The following is a 19,229-nucleotide window of genomic DNA, read 5'->3' as shown; positions in this document are numbered from 1 at the left end:
ACTTCTCTCGACTGCGCCCTAAATCTTCGTGCAACCAGCGAGAATGGAACTCTGCTTTGTTAGGAGTAATGGAAGGACTAAAAGCAGTGTATCTCCCAATTAAATTCAGCGATTTGCCATTGGTGAAGTGGCTGCTAGCGCAGCATTATGAATGGCTTGCTAACAAAAAATTGAATTTGAGAAATTCCCAACTATTATCATGAAACTGCATTCACCCATTTGCGATCTGCCAGGGTTAAACCCAAGCAATTACAAAATGCTAGAAAGGCTGGGCCTTGCAACTGTACGAGACTTACTGCTCTACTTTCCCCGTGATTACATCAAGTATCGGCGAGTAAAAATTTATCAGTTGAAAGTAGGCGATTCAGTCACGGTTGTAGGTAAGATTCAACATCAGGAAGTAGTGAGTCCGCCTAAAAATTATAGGCTAACAATTCAGACTATTATTGTCAAGGACAAAACCGGTAAAATAGCCTGCAAGCGTTTCTTCAACCATCCGTACTACCAATCAAAAAAGTGGAGGGACGAGCAAGCCGCCACCTATGTTGCTGGAGGCATTGTTGCTATATCTGGGATAGTCAAAGCCGATCGCTATTGCGGAATGACATTAACTTCCCCTGAAATCCGATTAATCGGTCTAGACGAAGCCAAGGATACGAAAAATTCAATTATCCCAATTTATCCTTTGACAAAGGGAGTTAGCAACGAAATTGTCCAAAATGCAGTAACCTCAGTTTTGGAATCTGCCAAGCTGCTAAATGACCCCCTGCCGCAGGAGTTCAGACGACAACACGGTTTGATGGAATTACAGAAGGCGATCGCAAACATCCACCAGCCCCCAGACGAAACCAAACTAGAAGCTGCCCGCCGTCGCCTGGTATTTGATGAGTTTTTCTATCTCCAGCTATCGTTTCTCGTGCGTCGCCACCGACTTTTGGCGCGATCGGCTCTTACAAAAATAACTCCTGCTGGCCCTCTAATCCAACACTTTTACTCTCAACTTCCCTTCTCGCTTACCTCAGCTCAACGTAGGGTCATTAACAACATTCTCAACGACATGACTTCCAAAACGCCGATGAACCGACTGGTACAGGGGGATGTCGGTTCTGGTAAAACAGTTGTTGCTGTCGTTGCTATCCTCGCTGCCATCCAGTCTGGCTACCAAGCGGCACTTATGGCACCTACAGAAGTGCTAGCCCAACAGCATCACAGGAAGATTGCGACGTGGTTTGAACGCCTTGGCGTTTCTGTTCAATTGCTGACGGGTTCTACCAAAACCGCCAAGCGCAGAGAAATCCACGCCCAATTAGAGACGGGTGAACTTTCACTATTGGTAGGAACTCACGCGCTTCTGCAAGAGAAGGTCAACTTCAACAAACTCGGTCTGGTAGTCATCGACGAACAGCATAGATTCGGTGTGCAACAGCGGCAGGATTTACTGAACAAGGGAAATAGACCTCATGTACTGACGATGACTGCAACTCCTATTCCGCGTACTTTAGCACTGACCTTGCACGGGGATTTGGATGTCAGTCAGATTGACGAGTTACCGCCCGGTCGTCAGAAGATTCACACGAAAGTGCTTAATAAAAGCGCTTCAGCATACGAATTAATCCGCCGCGAGGTACTTCAAGGTCGTCAGGCATACATCATCCTTCCCCTGGTGGAAGAATCGGAAAAGCTAGATTTGAGAGCAGCGGTAGCAGAATACGATCGACTCTCAACAGAAATCTTCCCCGAATTTAGCGTAGGATTGCTGCACGGTCGGATGACATCAGCCGAGAAAGATGAAGCGCTCAAATCATTCCGCGACAACAAAACCCAGATACTCGTTTCCACCACTGTGGTTGAAGTGGGCGTGGATGTTCCAAATGCTACAGTTATTTTAATCGACCATGCCGATCGCTTTGGCTTGGCTCAACTGCACCAGTTAAGAGGTCGCGTCGGTCGGGGTTCCCACCGTTCCTATTGTCTTCTGTTAAATACCAGTAAAGCAACAGAAGCTAAGGCACGTCTTGAGGTATTGGAAAAATCTAGCAACGGGTTCTTTATTTCCGAAATGGATTTGCGACTGCGTGGGCCAGGTGTTGTGCTGGGCTATCGCCAGTCGGGAATTTCCGAATTTGCTCTGGCAAATATACTGGATGATGAGGGTTTGCTGAATTTAGCTCGTGAGATGGCAGTAGCGATCGTCAAAAGTAACCCGAATTTAGAGGGACATCCTTTGATGGTTGCAGAACTCAAAAGACGAGGGCTGACAAGTTGGGATTGCACTCTTAATTAATAGGTTTGCTTAGAGGATATTAAAAAATTATGGTGAACAGAGTGCCAGCCCGATCGAGTATGTCAATATATTGGCTCACATCGCAGGGTTTTGCTTCCCTCCTTTCATCAGCAGTTAAATATAGCTTTCTTTAGCTTTTGAAATATCCTCTTAGCTTTTTATGAGAATATTTTTTTACTTAACCTCAAACAATCTATTAACATATTTTTTATTCATAGGATATACTTTTAATTATATAATTGTATTTTATAATTACTATTGAGGTCGTATTTTGAACGGTTATCTTATCTACCATCCATCTCGTACTAAATCAGTATTCGATAGCATCGTAGTTTATCACGATTCTATTGTTGGCAATCAAGATCCATACATTTGGAATTGTAAATTCCTGCATTCCTATTGTCACATTACACAAATGTCTTCCATAGTAAATAATATCAATTTTTGGGTCAGTGGCGATACTTTTCCAAATTTTAATAACCTTTATTGTGATTTGGTATTTATTATAAAGGAAAAAACTTACTGGAAAAATGCTAATACTATAGATCGTACCGATGCTACTATTGATACTGATGAAGCATATCTGGATCACTATCGTTGGGCTTGGCAACATCCTTTTAAGCGTCGTCGCAGATTCACCCTTAAAGCTGATCCAGATAACAGCTTTCAGCCACAGAACGCTTTTCAAGAATTAATTGATATTCTTCCTTTTCTGCTCGAACAAGGACTGACCCTACCTGAAATTCGTCGAGGTATGAGAGCGGGCTTTAATTCTAAACCGTTTAGCCTTAATGCTTCTTTGGCAGCTAATCTTTACTCTTGGTTGGATCGAACCGCAGCTATTAAACTTGAGGGAGCTAAGTTACAAAAAATTCGTGAAAACAACCCGCATTTAGCAAGCCTATAAATTTATTGAAAATTTTAGTATAATTCCTTAATTAACAAAAATTATTTCTTATGTAAGAGTTACGAAATTTAGCCTTAGCCATATAAACAGCTTCCTTAACTTTCCATTGTTTTTGGGGCAGTAACTCTTTAACATTTTGTAACTGAACTAATCCTCTATAATCACCTGTAATTTGAGAAACAACTCTAGCGATCGCCTTACAACAACCATCAGGATATTTAACAACTTGCAACTCAGAAAACCGAATCACCACCCAATTTCTTTCTAAGAAAAACTGATTGCGCTGATTATCTTTATTCCTATCCACACAATGATGAGGCTTTCCCGTTCTCCCATCATAAGGTTCATCAATCTCGATATCTATAGCTAAACCAGTCGGTTTATGAACCAAAATAAAGTCAGCGGTGTAACGAAAAGATGTACCGGGTATAGGAAACTCACCACCCATACAGAAGTCATAAAAACCAGAGAAATAACGACATAAGTAAATAAAAAATTGCTTTTCACTTACCCCTTGCTGTACTCCTCCCTTACTCTGACTTGCTGGCTGCTGAATAATTTCTCTTAAAGAAATATTAAACAGCTTAGATCGTTCCTGCAACAGAGAATTATATTGCTCAGTTTCCTTGTGATTTAGCTGCAAGCGACACAATTGATAACTTTCGTATTTGGATAATTGTTGTTGGTAGTCAGCCAGTCGTTGCTTGTAGCGATCGCGCACTTGAAAATCAACAAACCGCAGATAGGAAAAAGTCGCCACTACACTCACTGACGAACACGTCAGCGATGACCAGAAAGCCATAACACTCATGCCAAACAGCCAGTTAACCAACATTACTACCGCAACACTAGCTATCCAAAGTTGAATTACCAGAGAATAACGAGAATTATTGGAAACTGGCGGTCGCGGCGGAAAAGGCATTTTTTTTGTAGAAGAAGCACTTTCTTCCAAAATAGGTATCGGGTTATCCGCGCAGAACTGACGAATTGAATCAGGGATAAGAATAACTGGATAAAAGCCTCTTATTTGGCTCATAATTATGCTTTTTGTAGGCGATGTACAAGCTAAAATTATGTATATTTTCAGCCTTTAACTTACTAAATATGCGCGTCGTATCCCATCAGTCCAAGGAATTATACACACCTCTACCTAATTTCCGATGTCATCGACTTATAAATGGGCTAACGCCCACCTTTTTGGGTGAAAATAATAATTTGCTACGCCACTACTTATGCCTACAAATCAGCCCAATAATACACAAAAAATTGCCACAGACCGTCTCAAATCCACGCGGGAAAAACTGACTAGAAAAATCAAATTGGCATTGAAGACTGCAACACCAGAAGAAACTCTGGAAGTGTGGATGCTAATGAAACGGCAGGAACTCAAAAGAACGACTCCTGGGTTATCGGAACAGCAGATGGAAAGCGTCGTGCGATCGCTAATCCTAGAACTCGGCTATGACATCATCGCTACCTCAACTGCCTCACCTGCTGCTGCATCGCCAGAACCAGAAGTTCAGACAGATGAAAGCGAAGTGGATGACGCGGATGAGGATAACGATGCTGATTTCACTAACGACGATCTTGAAGGCGACGAAGATAACTTTTCAGAAGAATTATCAGATGTATCTGAAGAAAAACTTCCTTCTCGCAAGCAGCGGGTTCCTGCTTTGAAAAAAGTTGAAAGCTTAAGGGCTTCTACGCGAAATGGAAAGCACTATTAAGCATTGTTGAATTTGAAATTCTAGACGAGGTTTTACACAACCGTGTCCCTACAACAATGTGAAGTTGACGACACAACAAATACACTCATTTCCTACACTAATACTTCTTTGCTGGGAAGAGTGGATTTCAAATCCGACTCCCTAGAACTTATCCCAGAGACGGAAATTTTGGAAGTAGGCGATGAAAGCATTGACTCTCATAGTTTGGAAGACGAACTCACGCCCGGAACGCTAGCCATACTCGCTAGCATTGAAACTTTTGATGAGTATTTTCATTGTTGCGGAAGGTGGTAACTAATGTATTTAGCCAAAGATTCGTTAGCCAGATATTCGATACAAGCAGTCGAACTCTGGAATCAATTGGAAACTGCTGAAACTCCCGAAGAAGAGGAAACTATCCTCAAACAACTCTGGGAAATTCAGACAGACCAGGAAATTGTTGTTGACACTCAAGCCGAACTAGCAGACCAACTAGATGCTGAAATTTGTGCCGTAAAAGCACGCTTAAAACACTTAGTAGAACTGCATAATAAGGCAATTGAACGACTGGAACGGTGGCGCAACAGTCTAGATAAAACCCTGCTACAATTTCACTCAATGGGAGTAATTCCTACAGAGATTGTGGGGCGCTCGCGTCACATCCGACTCAAGGAAAATCCGCCGAGTTGCGAAGTATTAATCAATCCTTGTGAATTGCCAACAGAGTACCGCACGGAAAAGCTAGTTGTTACACCCAACAAACGCAAAATCGTAGCGGATTGGAAACAAGGCATTCCCGTTGATGGCACTCGAATTGAGCGTAAACTTAGAGTTCAATACGGAATAGTACCATCAAATCTGACCTCTGCAACTGAGGTAATTTCTAATCGTGCTGCTGCACCAAATACTCAGGAAAATCATTCAACTATAACACAAAATAGTAGGCGAAAAGAAAAGGCGATCGCTAAAAGCGTTGATGGTTCTAACAAGAAAATGAAAGCACGAGTCGGCTAGGGTAAATCTTCAGACAAACAAGCCTGGGAGGTTTAACTAACAGCAGATAGTTGTTATATCGCTATCTGCTAAACCTTTTTTTTGAACTAATTTAGGAGAACTTAATCCATGAAAAAACAAAACAACCATTCCTTTGACATTTCAACATTTGACACAATTATCTACCGGATTCATCGAGGAAAACTTGCCATCTTAATTGAGGATGGAAACAATCGCCTCGATATATCGTTTCCTATAAAAGATGGGCGATTATTCGTCCTCCTTGGTTCTATAAGAGCCGCTGTAGCTGAAGCAATGACCGATTACTTGGAAGTAGAAGCCTACGGAGATGAGCCGCTACTATTATTAAGTGGATCTTTGAATAAGTTTAATTAATACCAATAAGGGGGCTAACGCCCATAAGTAGTATGACAAGCTATTAAATAGCATAGCAAAAATGAAATGGTTGACACCAGAAGAGGCAGTCGCGGCTGCTAATTTATCGGTAACGAGCGAAGAGTTAATTGAGTATACAATTCAAGCCGAAAATGAAGAAACAATAGAGGAAAAATTCCAAAAAATTGGACTGCTATTTGACCGCGGTCGCTGGCAAGCCAAAAAACATTATCTAGGTCTCCTCTCGCCAGCTAAAGTTAAAAAAAAAGTCGCTACTGAATCATCAACCTCTGCAAGCGATTCAGAATCAATAGATGATGAAAATTGGGCAGAGGAAGATGAAGAAAATACTGTCTCTGAAACTGAAGAATCCCACAATTTACAATCCGAACATCAAGAAGAACCTTATATCTTAGAGAAATGTACTGTCGAACTACACCTGACATTTAAACCAGATGACGGCCATCCAGACGGACGAATTGTAATTATTTCCGCAAGTAGTCACAGGGACTTTCCAGTTAGCGAAAAGATAAGAGAGTCATCATTGGGAGAATTACCGCCACCTCTCAAAGAACTGCTGAAGGAACTTGTAGCAGATTTTCCTAATTGCCAAGTGCGGCGACAGATTGCTAATGCTCGCAACCAAAAGAAAAGAAGCGCTAACCCAAATAAACCTGGAAGCGAAGCAAGTAGCACCACTACGTCTACAACTTCTACAGAGTCTAAAACTACTGGAACGCAACTGACCTTATTTGGAATTTGAACAACATACCTACTTTTGGGATAAAAAAATGACTTCAAAAAAGAAAGTGCTAATTTCCTTCGAGGGACAACAACATCCTGTTGATGAGGAAATAGCAAATGATGATAACGAGCTCCGCAAATTGCTCACAACTTATTACCCAGATTGCGCTAACGCCGACATCATTAGAAAACCTGGAGAATTGATTACAGTAGCTAAACGCAACGGCTCTAAAGGAGTAAAATAACCATGAAAATGACTCCTTTAGAATTCCTCATCAATGCACCAGAGGAAGTCAATCCAGCACTATCTATGTGCCGGAAACTACAACGGTTAGAGCTTTCTGGCGAACTCGATAGCGCGACTATGAAAGAAATGGTAAAAGCTATTGAGTTAGCTATTTCAAAAGGGACAGACGACGTGAGAGCAGTTGAGCAAACCAAGGAACGACTGTTAAATAGTCGCTCTGTAGCTGGTGCAGTTCCAATGGGGTTTTAATATGGCTGCAATTTGGAATGCTAAATCCGCTCTGCAAATATTACAGCAGTGCCAACCAATCATCGACTTTAAATCAGCAACCGATTATTTGTTAGCTAAACTGAACACCTATCAGCTACTTAGTCTTTATCAACAATTGTTTCCTTTGGAATGGGAAAAAAGCCAATCGGAGCTCTACTCGGAAGATGAAAATCACAGTCCGAAGGAATTGGAGTTTATTTCGCTAGTTAACGAACATTTATTTCCGATTGACGACATAATTTTAGAGGGCGCTTATGAAGAGCGCCTCTATCAAATTCCTGTCTCGCCTAAAGGAATAGATTGGCAAGACCATGAAGAAGGAATTGACGCATTGCGAAGTGGATGGCAGATATTACTGCCGCTTTCGCAATCAGGTCGGTGGTGGTTGGAATCGGTAGCAGGCGATGAAGGAGAATCGTGGTACGAATGCACGTTTGGATACAGGTTGAAAGACATTTCACATCCCGAACAAACTAACTTTAAACTTCTTAAAACATTAGCCCGTCGCGTTGCATCTCCCATCAGCGATTTGCCTACAGCCTTAGCACTTCTTGACTTAAAAACTGGCAATATTTGGCTAGACCAAAGTGTTTGCTGTGAAAGTTACTGGAATCATAATTTTGAATCAAGACCCTGGACAATTGAAGACATTAAATTCCTAGCAAGTGAATGGAAAAAAGCTAGTCAGCTACTAGATAAAGCCTGCGAATTGATTGACTGGATTGAATCTGAGCCTAACACCAATTTCTCACACCTCTTAGCATTATGGAATCTGACATTGCATCTGAAATAATTCGAGAGGTACTGGAGGTAGCCCCCCGAAAATTGTCCACTATTCAAGCCGAACTTCTCTTTATTGAGGGCGGTACTTACATTTTTCACTATCAATCGGGGGACAGTTCCAAGTACAAATGCCTGTCTCCAGCAACTCTGCGAGCAGCTTTTGCCAATACACCAATTGATTCGGGTTGGATAAACCCTGAATCGGGGATAGTACGTTGGGGAACTGGCAGCGCCGGGGAATGGACAATCAAATTCGTGCTACCTCAGAAACACGAAATAAATTTGTTGGAATCAAAGCACTTGGTTTCTTTACCAGCATTGGTGTTCTTGGGGTTGAAATCTGATTACTGGGTTTGGGCAATTAAAGGCTCTAAATTTGACCCGGAAGCAGATGCTTTTCACGTTCCGCTGCCCAACGTCTATTTGCATTCCTATCAACCCTGTGGACGCATCTGCTGGGGAGATAATAAACCGCCTGTAGCTTCGCCCAATACTATTAAAAAAGCTTGGGAATTGTTCATCTCTAGTCCCTTCAACGGACATTTGAGTGACGGCAAATCTAGGGCGCAACCCAGTGACGTGCGCTTGCAGCTCGAAAAAGCAGGTAAACGTTCATCTTACCCAGTTAAAGATTTAGTCAGCACGAACCAAACGATTGCCAAATTAGTTTCAGCAATAACTGATGATTGAACCACGTAAACAGAATCACTACAACTTAGAATTTGTCGATTATAAGATTGTCAAACTCGGAGACAATCTGCCGTTTCACTCTAGCAGTATGTTCGAGTATTTAATTGGCAGCAATGGCATCTTTGTTAGAGCGGTTAGACAGGGGTTAGAAGTGATAATTCCGGTGGAAATTTTTACCGCGTCAATCAGAGGATTAGAACCGATTGAGCCTTTAGTCCGATTAACTCCCGGACGAATCCCTCAGCAGATACTCATCCAAATGTGGAAAGAAAGTTGTATCGCCGCGCTTGCAGAACCACCGTTAGAAATCACTTTCCACATTCATCAGGAACAAGGACAATGGCGACTCGTAATTCCAGAGCAAACGCAAAGTTCTGCTAAATGTAGAGCAATTGAATACGGTTTAGATTCTTCGTACATTAACGCCACTGTAGAGGTACATTCGCACAATCGGATGGCAGCTTTCTTCTCAGGTGCAGATGATGCAGATGAAGGGGGTTTCCGCATTTTCGTAGTTTTAGGGAAAGTGACTGAATCGAGCGCTGAAATTATTTGCCGCGTGGGAGTTTATCGACAGTTCTGGCACGTTCCGGCTGACTGGATATTTGAATTACCGAGTTTCATTGTAGATGTCACAGTTGGTGGAAAAAAAGACGATTTGATTGAGAAATTCTACTCCTGTTCTGTTGCGCCATCTTTGTTAGATGACCCAATCGAATTGTAAACAAGATTTGGAGATTTACCCCATGTTTAATTATGATTATTTGGAAGCTTCGCCTCTGATTGTCAGACAAGCTGATTCGATAGATTTTTGGCTTATTGGGGCGGGAGGAACTGGTTCCTGGCTGTCGTATCACATTGCGCGACTGGCACGGAGTTTGGGTAAGTCGGGGAAAAAGGTGCAATTTGCGATCGCAGATCCCGATCGAGTTGAATTCGCCAACATCAGCAGGCAAGCTTTCTGCGATAAGGAAATCGGACTGCCCAAGGCGCAGGCTCTAGCGTTGAGATACTCTATCGCTTGGGGAGTTGACACGACGGCTTTCGTGCAGGAATTTGACCCCAAGCTAATCCGCTACGCCTACGACAAACTGACCATCCTGGTGGGGTGCGTGGATACAGCAGCCGGGAGAGCGGCAATTAATCAGGCTCTGGAGTTAAACCAATTTTACAGCCGTTCTGAAATTCCCCGCGTGTGGTATCTCGATTGCGGAAATCATGCAGCAGCGGGACAAATTTTGCTGGGCAGTTCTTTGGAAACTGACCCGGACTTCTATAATTTTGGGGTACTGGGATGTGCTAGGCTGCCATCTCCGGTGCTCCTGGCTCCTGACCTTTTGAAACCGAAACCTGAAGAGTTGACAAATAACCTATCTTGTGCTGAGATGGCAGTGCTGAATGTGCAGAGCGAGAGCGTGAATGTTCGAGTGGCGGCTGAGGCGGCGGATTATTTGTACCGGATGGCTGCGGGCAATCTCAAGCGGTTTGCGACCTATTTTGATTTGGAGAGTGGGACGGCGCGATCGCTTTACATTACCCAGCATTCGGTCTGTGTGGCACTAAAATCTAATGCTTGAGTTCAGCATCCGTCATCGACCTCACCCCAACCAATGATCCAATGGAAAATTTTCGATTAGGGGGTGCGACATCTTACCTCGTTTGAGGTTAGTAGGAACTTTTTAGCCAAATCCACGATTGGAACTACCCGAAATCCTAGAATTACCGCTTGCTGTGATCTTTACAATGTGTACCGCCTGCGCCATAACTCGACCCTCCTTCTTAATTTGACAGGTCATGCGGTGAGTACCTTTAAAGGCAGTGCTTGTCCAAATTGTGGTTCCGCTATCACTGCTTTCCCAGTAAAGCTGCTTCGCCTCACCTGCCTCGTCTCCTTCGTTATCAACAATCCATTGCACGCTGTAGAGGGGGAGGGGTGGGACATTTGTTGATATGACTGAAAATTTGAGTGCAACGCCTTTAGGTAAAACAGAGCTTCCACTCAAGTACTGTTCATAAATTGGGCCATTCTCACGCTTGGCAAGATCGCAGCGAACTGTAACACTGTATCCTGTTACAGCACTTAACTCAGCCTTGATTGTACCTTTAGTGCTTTCTTTTTTCGCCCAGAATTCATGATTAAAAATCCAGTCCCAAGCAAAACGCGCCTTCTCTCTCGTACACTTTGACTCGTCAAATAACACGCTAAGTTTACTGATTGCAGTATCGAGTCGATCCCGAAGTCGAGTGACTTGGTTTAATACTTCAGTTTTGCCTGTCAGTTCCTGTGAAGTATCGACTGGATTGTATACGTGGCAAGAGGCTTTTAGTCGATTACGTAATGCCACCATAGTGTTGTACAAGGCAAGGTCATCGCGCTCGCTGTTCGCTGTGTAAATACCAGACTCGGCTACTAGTGCTGACACGATCATGCCACCGGGTAGACTCCAAGAAGTTCGTGAGCGACAGAACCGTTTTAGAAATCGCACAATGCGGCGCATTTGCCCATCTTCAACTTTAGGATAGTAACCGAGAGTTTGACTGGCCTTCGGGCTTAGTGTCGCAACACATTTACTAAACCAGTCGTTAACCTCCATTGGATCTCGCCGTTTCCACTCGGTGCTGGCATGCTCAATACGCTTTATACCGAGGTTGTCTATATAGGTGCGGTAGATTGCAAAGTCGATATGGTAGCCTTCTGCATACCAAATCGTAACTGCATTAGTACGTGATTCTGGTTCCTTTGTGAAATTAGTGCAGCGTTTGCATAACGCATCACGTACACGCTGCCGTGCTTTAAGCGGGTCTTCAGGTATCTCATCTTTATGGAAAATTAGTGAAACGTCAATATCGTAGTCATTGTCACCCTTCGGATCTTGGTTGAGAGTATGCATTGCATACCCACCTTGGTTCTTCCAGTCATAAGGATGTGAGTGCGGACGACCAGTTTCTTTAGCAAGATCGTTTAAACCATTTTTTAGTCGGGTGATATTTAAGTCTCGATAAGTTGCAAGTTGCTGTCGTCGTATTGTTCCAAGACGAACATGGGTGTCATAAAAAATTTGTAAGTCGTCAGAGATGTCGTACATGAATATGTGAAATTACTCTGAGGTATCATGGATGAGCAACTTAGTCGAAATGACCCTAGATTCAGGTGAATCAGCACTATTAATCTTAACACCCCAGGCATACCGTGGACTTGTATGAGATGTGTAGTTGTAGACGATAACCTGGTGATGGATCGTTCGGCTGATTCGGCGTCCGAGACTGAAGCCAAGGCTAACTGGTCCAGAATAAAAGATATGCACAATAAGTGACTTGTCAACGCGGGTATGCAAATCATCAAGGACTTGCCGGAAAGCGTTACAGACTTCCTTTACCTGACTGTAATGGGTGATCGCGTCAATACGTCGCTTACCTATCTTAATCTGTATATCTTCATAGGGCTGAGGCACTACATCGTCCACATCATTTTTGGTAATGTCAAACGAAATGGCGATTCTAATGGCAACGGCAACAGCATTTGCTGGACGTGAGATATTGCTAACGCTTAGGTCAAGTTTTGGACTATCATCACCAGCCAACTCATACCAACAATTTACATCGCGATCCAATTCAAATAACGCAATCCTAGGCCAGGTTGAGACAGCATAACCAGCACAGAACTGAAGTGGAATGTGAACAATGCCATAGTAACCAATTACTGCTTCTGGATTGGCTTGAAATACCACTAAAAAATCGTTTATGAGATTGTTATTCTGTTGTACAGCACTAATGGGGTCGCAAACGCCGTTTGTGAAGAAAGATGATAGGTAAAACTCGATATGTTGAATTTTGTAATGCCGAAAATGAGCAGGTAAGGACTCCTCCGAAATACGAACTGTTAATAGTTCAAATGACTGATGACGGATTGCAAAGAAAGTTCCTACTGGATGCTGAACATCAGTCTTACCAGAGCCATATCCGGCAGGTACAACACGGGCTAAGCGTTCAATCCCTTCAATTGCTTTTGAATTAGTTGGTGAAACAGCTAGTACGCGAATCCATAGTTGTTTTGCAAGTTGGAAGTTTTGCTGAACTTCAGCCAGAAGAGCATCGTTTTCCAGTGTCACGATGTCAGTAAGATTAGCTTTGCGAGGCAACAAAATGAGGTGGTACTTAGTTGGTGGTTCGACTACACCATAAGGAGTTTGCTGAACCTTTCTGTATTGTTGGGTCAGGCTAGGAACCCTTTGCCTTAGACGTTGATAGAGCCGTTCAACGGTCGCACAGTTGCTTTCTCCTTCAATTTTTAGTCCCTCCAACAGGGCATAGGTGAATGATCCATGTTGTAGTTCATTAATCTCATAGGAAGATTCCCCTGGGCTACAGGAGAACAAGCTAATGACACCTTGCTGCTTTTCTTGCCCAAAGCCCACACCATCTCTTTGCCCGTTTCCGCTTCGACAAGCATCAATTAGCATAACAACGTTATCGGCACCACTGCGTCGCAGGCGTTCACTAACGTACTGCAATGAAATGCCACTACTCTCAACATCACCAGGATCAACATCTATCGGCATCAGATAGTCCCGATCTTTATGACGTTTTCCATGCCCTGCAAAGAAGAACCACAAGTTATCGCCTGACTTCAAAAATGACTCTTCAAACCGCACTCGAAAGAAACGATTTAAAGTTGTGTAAGTAGGATGAGAGTCCAGATCGGAACCGTAGTCTTGCTTTATAGGCAAGGAATCATCAGCAAAGTGATAAACAGTCTGGATATTGAGTTCTTGCCGGAAAAATACTTGCATTGCCTCGGCATCAAATTTGGCGTAGTTGAGTGATTGCAAGTTGCGATAACCATTGATACCGATCGTAATTGCCCAGTTTTGTCCCATTTCAACTGTTTGTAGTAGTTCGCTTGAACTTAAGCTTAATTGCCCCTTTGTTCCCCAATTTTCCGCTATTGCCTAGGATGCTTACCTGCCCTTCACCATTGATTTCAACGGATAGTTCGACTTCATCTAGTTGTAGTCCATTTTGTTGGTTAGCCTCAGTTGAAATATCACCTAAGACCTTCAGCAGTCCATTCATTTGAACTTTTAGAGCCGCTGCATCCAATGGAACTCGCTGCTGGACGGTCGTCTTTATTTGTTCTTTCACTCGCTGACCAAAACCACCCCCAGTATCATCGCTACTCCGCTGTCCTTGGAGAATTTCAACACTTTCAGTGGTCTCTACTTCAGTCACAATCCAAATTTGAGATGAATCGTCTGACATGCTTTTAATTCCAAAATTTTTCTTCTATTCTATCTTCGCTGAAATTAAGACACTGTACTTTAAACTAAGAAATAAAAGTAAGGCCTTATGTGATTGGCACTAATACACCAGTAGCAAACAATTGAGCAATTGAAGACAGATTGCTTAAATCAAACCCATAAATAAACCCTTTCTATGTAACTAGGGTCAGCCTGAATTCGCTCATCAAAGTTCATATTCTCCCATTCTACAATAACCTTCCCCGGCCTATCCATCAAATCTGGTGGATCGCTAGGAGGGTGCAAGGACGGGTAACAGTCGTCAACATTCCCACCCCAACCGCTCGCCCAATGGAAAATTTTCCATTGGGCATAGCCAAACCAAGAGGCCATATCAGGGCGGCTACCGCCGCCCCATCGGACCAAACACCCCATGCCTCTGCTATGTGTCCCCCTACGCCTAGACCCTATCGATATATGTAGGGTCAGCCTGAATTCGCTCGTCGAAGTCCATATTCTCCCATTCTTCAATAACCCTCCCCGGTCTGTCCATCAAATCCGCAGGAGCACTGCTGGGACGCACGAATGGGTATTTATCCTCATCTTCAGGAGCGATCGTCAATTCCACCAGCTCAGTATCTTCATCTTCAAACAGAGCCGGATTAACAATTGTATCAACCTTTAGTTCCATTTCAATCACCTCAAAAACACTTCCAACGGTCAACACTTGACCGAGTTTCAACCTGTTAAGGCTTAGATAGACTTTTCTTACCTGCCTTACCAACTGTTTCAACAATTCCTATTATAACACCTCGATTCTAGGGAGAAATCAACTCATGGTCGCCACAGTTTGTACCGAACAAGGACTCAAAATACCCGTTTTTGATGCCGCTTACACTGATGCCAAAGGTCGAAATGCAGGCAAATTATTCAACAACCCAGAAATCCTGCGCCACTCGATTCTGCAAGCAATGTTTCAACCAGACGAACTGAAGACATTAATGATTGTCAAACTTGACAAATCCAATCCAGATCCTAGCCAATTACGCGCCAGCATCCACGACCCAGAAGACGGCATCAAGCGACGCATGATATTTCAATCTGGAAACAGCTATTATTTTGGCGACGAAACCCTAGCCAAAAAGATAGGAGACTTATTCGTAACCGAAAAAGACACCGCCTGTCGCTACGGTTCCCTCCTAGTCAGCACTTGTATGTCCGGCGTATCAGAATGCGACAACCTGCGAGTAAAAATTGTTGATTTCACCGACCCGCAATATGCTAAATATCGAACCGGAGACTGTCACGGTGCAATCAGTTCCGAATTACTCAAAAGCATCGGCGGCGAGAAAAATCGAGCCAGCCAATTCCGTTTCGCTTGGCTACGCAGTTGGAATTCAGAAAATACAGAATCCTCACCCCAAGTCAGCTTTTTGGCTAAAGGAACCCTCCGTCCCGATGACAATTTACTCGGCTCAGTAGCCGACTCTGAAGGTAACAAACCTCAACTTATTTTAGACCGTTCCAGCATCAAAGGCATCAATAAAAAACAACTCAAAGAACTCATTCCTTGTGGCGATTACGAATTACCAAAAGCCATCCTTGGAAACCGCAAAAACAGTCAAATCGGCATCACCCAAACAAGCTGGCAGTCTACTGGAGTTTGGTTCGACGAAGAAGCCCAAAGGCAAGACTTAGTACCAACAACTAAAGCCGAAGCCCAAAGACTGGCAGCACTGCAACGCGACCCCATGAAATTGCGCCAAGCGATGATTGAAGATCATGACAAGCGCGAAGCATTTTTAGCGCGTTTGAACGAAAGAAAACTTAAAGAACAGCAGGAAAAACTATCAACTACAAGTAACGACGAAATTAACGGTGACAGCGAGGAAAATACCGAGGATAAAAAGCGGGAAAGACAGGACATCCAGATGCTCAAAGCCGACAAATTCGGACTGATGATAGGCAGTCCCGAATTCACCAATATGGCAGAAAGGTGGCTGGCATCCAAATGGCGAAATCTGGCAACCAGGGGAGCTTTATCAATGACTTCTGCAATGGCTCTACCCTGCGAAGATTTACCCAAAGGCACGGTTTGCGCTAACCATTTAGAAGAAGGAGAATGCGTTCAAGGTCGATTCCCAATTCTCAACAAAGATGGTCTGAGGATATATCAAAATGTACACGCAAAAAACCTGGAAAATATTCCAGAGGAAACCCGTGCTGTCATGTCGAAAATCAAAGGGGTAATTTGGTTCAATCCCAAAGACTTAGAAAAGTTCCATCAAGGAGACTTTGACGGTGACGAACCGTTTGGCATCGAATCTCAAAAAATCCCTCAAATTGCCAAACAAATCTTACCAGCACAAGACGGATTATTTGACTTCGGAGAAGTGGTACAAGCGGAGAAAGTTCCCTATACTAAAGCTCGGTATCGAGAAGACGACCCCGAAGTCAGAGAAGGTAAAGTTAAAGCAGGTCAACGCAAATTTACCACCCTAGAACAAATTGGAGTTGCCAGCTCTCAAAATGAAGTCGGAATCGTCGCCTTAGCCATTGGCAAAGTAGCAGCAGCACTCCCCAACCCCGGCGAAGATGAAAAGCTATTTCTCAAGCAGCAAAAGCGATTTATCGCTGCTCTCAGCATCATGGAACAGTACGAAGTTGACTACCAGAAAAACTCGCTGCGGGGTAAAGATGCCAAAGAAGTGAAAGAGAAAACAAATCTAAATCCCGACACTTTACTAGAAAAAGTAGATGAATGGTGCGAGAAACACAAAAGCTGCACTTACTTTTTCCAGTACAAAGGAGACGATCGACTGTACAAACAATTTCCCATGCCCGCCGACTTTCCCAATCCTATTTACATCCTAGCCAAAGAAGCCGTTAACCCTTATTGGGAACAGACGCGGCTCATCCACCGCAACCGAGATGAATTTCAGCACATTCTTCCCCCTATTCCGGCTCATTTAATCGTGCCGAAAGACAATCGCCAGCAACTGGATGCAGCAGGCATTGAGTATGAAAAAGAAGGGAAGGAATTGCACGTTTCCTATGAGTACAAAAATGCCTTAGTAGAGAGAGGAATCCAGTACCGACACAGCAAAGAAAATGACCTGCATTGGGAAGAAAACGAATTACAATGGGCGAAAGACCTGGTGCAGCGCTTTCAAGAGGACAAAAGCATTATCTACGATCGCACTGGCAGCGATATCAAAGCTCGAAAAGAGGAAATGGGCAAACTTTATGACAGTTATCGAGCGGAGATTGACGAAATTTGGGATACTCCTGAAAGAAAAACCAGGGCTGCTCATGCCTTATTCCAAGCTACCCACACTTCCGATAACCTGAGCAAACACCGGACAATTTGCCAGAAGGTAGCAGAGGATTTGGAAATTACCTTTTCCCTACAAGAAGACTACGAATTGGTCCACGAAGCCTTACCGCGAGATGTCTACGTCCTGCAAGTTCCTTTCCAGAAAGTGAAAACTAAAGACGGCAGAACCATTGACCTTCCTAACCAATGGAAAGACGCACTCGATAGCAAAGGGATTGAATATGAAGCTACTGCTCATCCCGAATTGCCGTTAGTTGAATTCGCCTTCAAAAACTTACCCCAGAGCATGGTGGCGAAACTAGATGGCAAATATGGAGATAATTCCAACGACCATATCGACACCGACTCTTTGAAGGTAACAAACTACTCCGGTAATGAAACCAGACTCCTCATCGTCCCTCCCGTCGATTGTCGGTGGATTGAGTCTCAAGATAAAGCAGGTAGAGGCGCACTTGTCTACAAATTATTCATGGATGAAATCTCCGATGCTTTGTCAAATTATCGGGTAAATCAAATAGAAGTAGTCAATGTCAAACATCCCGATAACGATTACTCAGAGGAAGATTTCTCCAAGTCAAAATGGAAGGATCGGAAAGTAACTCTGCAAGTGGGAACGATAAACTTACCTCCCACTCACGAGAAATATTACCGATTTCAAGGCACTCCCATTATCCAGTTAGACGCGAAAAACTTGGGTACATTTTCCCCTGAAAGTCCTAAATTTCCCCCTGGAACCACTTTTGAGGCGACGCTTTCCCCCGACAAAAGCGGCAGGTCAGTTATGCTGAAAGTCGATCGCGAATCGATTCGGTTGCCTGAAATTCAATTGCCATCGATCGATTCACCTGAAGTATCTCAGACTTCTGATTTGGCGAAGCCTGCGGGAAACGCGATTCGCTCAGCGATCCGCCCAAACGGAATCGCTCAAAACAGTAGCACGTACCAACCGCCAAAATTCCAACAAGAACCTGCTTCAAAACCAGAAACGGCAGTTAATAACGGAAAGGGCGACACCACTAACGCTAAAGCTGAAAACTGGCGGCTTTCTCTGCAAGACACGCTCTTTAGCGTCGTGTCGGAAACATACAAGCAACGGCGATCGCAGTTGCACCTTCCTTCCGATAGTACCCAACACTTCAAGTTTGGCGACAACCAATGGACGGCTTACGTGCAGCCGAACGGGGATTGCTTTGTCAGAAACGAGTCCAAGCGCACCGTGTTTAAAGCCAACGTTCACACCGGGGAGGTTCAAATTCCCCTGACAGAGCAAGCAGCGGCTCGTTTTCAAGAGATGATTGTAGAACGGGAAAAAGATTTGGCCCAGTCCCGAACTACTCTCATGCCTGCGACTGAATCGAAACCGAGGGAGTTGGAAATGGTTTAGTCGAGTGGGGGTGGCTGGGTTTTATATCGTTTCCGGTTGGATGGGAATGATAAAGTCAAGGTCAATAATTCCACATTCCCCCACCGACCACGGACCACGGATCATCATTCCGGTGTAGTTAGAGAGTCGATGGCAGAGTGTCCCCTACCATCTCTCCTACAAAACCGTGCTTGCGACTGTTGGGTAAGAGAGCATACGTCGCCGTATCTCCCTCCCCTAAGAACCGGACTTGACACTTGTCGCATCATCCG

Annotated in this window: 19 protein-coding genes; 14 read left to right on the top strand and 5 right to left on the bottom strand. The window is 43.8% G+C overall.

The features are described 5' to 3' along the window. Positions 1-199: 199 nt before the first annotated feature. Together recG and QUB08_RS08110 are read left to right on the top strand one after the other, a co-directional pair. The gene (gene recG / locus QUB08_RS08115; RefSeq protein ID WP_333224254.1) at positions 200-2,284 is read left to right on the top strand and encodes an ATP-dependent DNA helicase RecG; all 2,085 of its coding nucleotides are present in this window, start codon (positions 200-202) and stop codon (positions 2,282-2,284) included. Between the two features lie 415 nt (positions 2,285-2,699). Then, the gene (locus QUB08_RS08110; RefSeq protein WP_223300929.1) at positions 2,700-3,191 is read left to right on the top strand and encodes a hypothetical protein; all 492 of its coding nucleotides are present in this window, start codon (positions 2,700-2,702) and stop codon (positions 3,189-3,191) included. 31 nt (positions 3,192-3,222) lie between these two features. On the opposite strand, the gene QUB08_RS08105 is transcribed toward QUB08_RS08110, so the two are convergent. After that, complete coding sequence (locus QUB08_RS08105) at positions 3,223-4,227, bottom strand: hypothetical protein (protein WP_333176506.1); 1,005 nt, start codon at positions 4,225-4,227, stop codon at positions 3,223-3,225. A 196-nt stretch (positions 4,228-4,423) separates the two neighbouring features. Between QUB08_RS08105 and QUB08_RS08100 the strand changes: the two genes are divergently transcribed. The 11 genes from QUB08_RS08100 to QUB08_RS08050 all read left to right on the top strand — a co-directional run bounded on the left by QUB08_RS08100 (position 4,424) and on the right by QUB08_RS08050 (position 10,597). Continuing rightward, positions 4,424-4,918, top strand: a complete 495-nt coding sequence (locus tag QUB08_RS08100; protein ID WP_333176504.1) for a hypothetical protein — start codon at positions 4,424-4,426, stop codon at positions 4,916-4,918. A gap of 42 nt (positions 4,919-4,960) precedes the next feature. Beyond that, positions 4,961-5,212 (top strand): hypothetical protein, encoded by a 252-nt coding sequence (locus QUB08_RS08095; protein ID WP_333176502.1) that lies wholly within the window; start codon positions 4,961-4,963, stop codon positions 5,210-5,212. A 3-nt stretch (positions 5,213-5,215) separates the two neighbouring features. Then, positions 5,216-5,911, top strand: a complete 696-nt coding sequence (locus tag QUB08_RS08090; RefSeq protein WP_333224253.1) for a siphovirus Gp157 family protein — start codon at positions 5,216-5,218, stop codon at positions 5,909-5,911. Positions 5,912-6,019: 108 nt separating this feature from the next. Beyond that, positions 6,020-6,286: a hypothetical protein gene (locus QUB08_RS08085; protein ID WP_333224252.1), complete on the top strand. Its 267-nt coding sequence runs from the start codon at positions 6,020-6,022 to the stop codon at positions 6,284-6,286. A 61-nt stretch (positions 6,287-6,347) separates the two neighbouring features. After that, positions 6,348-7,049, top strand: a complete 702-nt coding sequence (locus QUB08_RS08080; RefSeq protein WP_333224251.1) for a hypothetical protein — start codon at positions 6,348-6,350, stop codon at positions 7,047-7,049. A gap of 28 nt (positions 7,050-7,077) precedes the next feature. Beyond that, on the top strand, positions 7,078-7,275 hold the full coding sequence (locus tag QUB08_RS08075) for a hypothetical protein (RefSeq protein WP_015211755.1): 198 nt from the start codon (positions 7,078-7,080) through the stop codon (positions 7,273-7,275). A 2-nt stretch (positions 7,276-7,277) separates the two neighbouring features. Continuing rightward, positions 7,278-7,526 (top strand): hypothetical protein, encoded by a 249-nt coding sequence (locus QUB08_RS08070; RefSeq protein WP_015211754.1) that lies wholly within the window; start codon positions 7,278-7,280, stop codon positions 7,524-7,526. A 1-nt stretch (position 7,527) separates the two neighbouring features. Then, positions 7,528-8,340, top strand: a complete 813-nt coding sequence (locus QUB08_RS08065) for a hypothetical protein (RefSeq protein WP_333224250.1) — start codon at positions 7,528-7,530, stop codon at positions 8,338-8,340. Beyond that, positions 8,313-9,020: a hypothetical protein gene (locus tag QUB08_RS08060; protein ID WP_333224249.1), complete on the top strand. Its 708-nt coding sequence runs from the start codon at positions 8,313-8,315 to the stop codon at positions 9,018-9,020. The genes QUB08_RS08065 and QUB08_RS08060 overlap by 28 nt, the downstream gene beginning before the upstream one ends. After that, a complete protein-coding gene (locus QUB08_RS08055; protein ID WP_333224248.1) occupies positions 9,013-9,744 on the top strand; it encodes a hypothetical protein in 732 nt (243 codons plus the stop codon). Before QUB08_RS08060 ends, QUB08_RS08055 begins: the two co-directional genes overlap by 8 nt. A 22-nt stretch (positions 9,745-9,766) precedes the next feature. Further along, positions 9,767-10,597: a ThiF family adenylyltransferase gene (locus QUB08_RS08050; RefSeq protein WP_333224247.1), complete on the top strand. Its 831-nt coding sequence runs from the start codon at positions 9,767-9,769 to the stop codon at positions 10,595-10,597. A gap of 102 nt (positions 10,598-10,699) precedes the next feature. On the opposite strand, the gene QUB08_RS08045 is transcribed toward QUB08_RS08050, so the two are convergent. The 4 genes from QUB08_RS08045 to QUB08_RS08030 all read right to left on the bottom strand — a co-directional run bounded on the left by QUB08_RS08045 (position 10,700) and on the right by QUB08_RS08030 (position 14,948). Then, positions 10,700-12,106 carry a nucleotide-binding domain-containing protein gene (locus QUB08_RS08045; RefSeq protein ID WP_015211749.1) on the bottom strand — a complete coding sequence of 469 codons (1,407 nt, stop codon included), beginning with the start codon at positions 12,104-12,106 and terminating at the stop codon, positions 10,700-10,702. A gap of 12 nt (positions 12,107-12,118) precedes the next feature. Continuing rightward, entirely contained in the window at positions 12,119-13,897 is a 1,779-nt protein-coding gene (locus tag QUB08_RS08040) for an SAVED domain-containing protein (protein ID WP_015211748.1), read from the bottom strand. 1 nt (position 13,898) lies between these two features. After that, complete coding sequence (locus QUB08_RS08035; protein ID WP_015211747.1) at positions 13,899-14,279, bottom strand: Pepco domain-containing protein; 381 nt, start codon at positions 14,277-14,279, stop codon at positions 13,899-13,901. 438 nt (positions 14,280-14,717) lie between these two features. After that, entirely contained in the window at positions 14,718-14,948 is a 231-nt protein-coding gene (locus QUB08_RS08030) for a hypothetical protein (RefSeq protein WP_015211745.1), read from the bottom strand. 145 nt (positions 14,949-15,093) lie between these two features. On the opposite strand from QUB08_RS08030, the gene QUB08_RS08025 reads away from it, so the two are divergent. Beyond that, on the top strand, positions 15,094-18,978 hold the full coding sequence (locus tag QUB08_RS08025; RefSeq protein ID WP_333224246.1) for a hypothetical protein: 3,885 nt from the start codon (positions 15,094-15,096) through the stop codon (positions 18,976-18,978). The last annotated feature ends 251 nt before the right edge of the window (positions 18,979-19,229 follow it).

The sequence above is a fragment of the Microcoleus sp. BR0-C5 genome, from assembly GCF_036705045.1.
GTDB lineage: Bacteria > Cyanobacteriota > Cyanobacteriia > Cyanobacteriales > Microcoleaceae > Microcoleus.
This window is presented reverse-complemented; position numbering and strand designations above follow the sequence as displayed.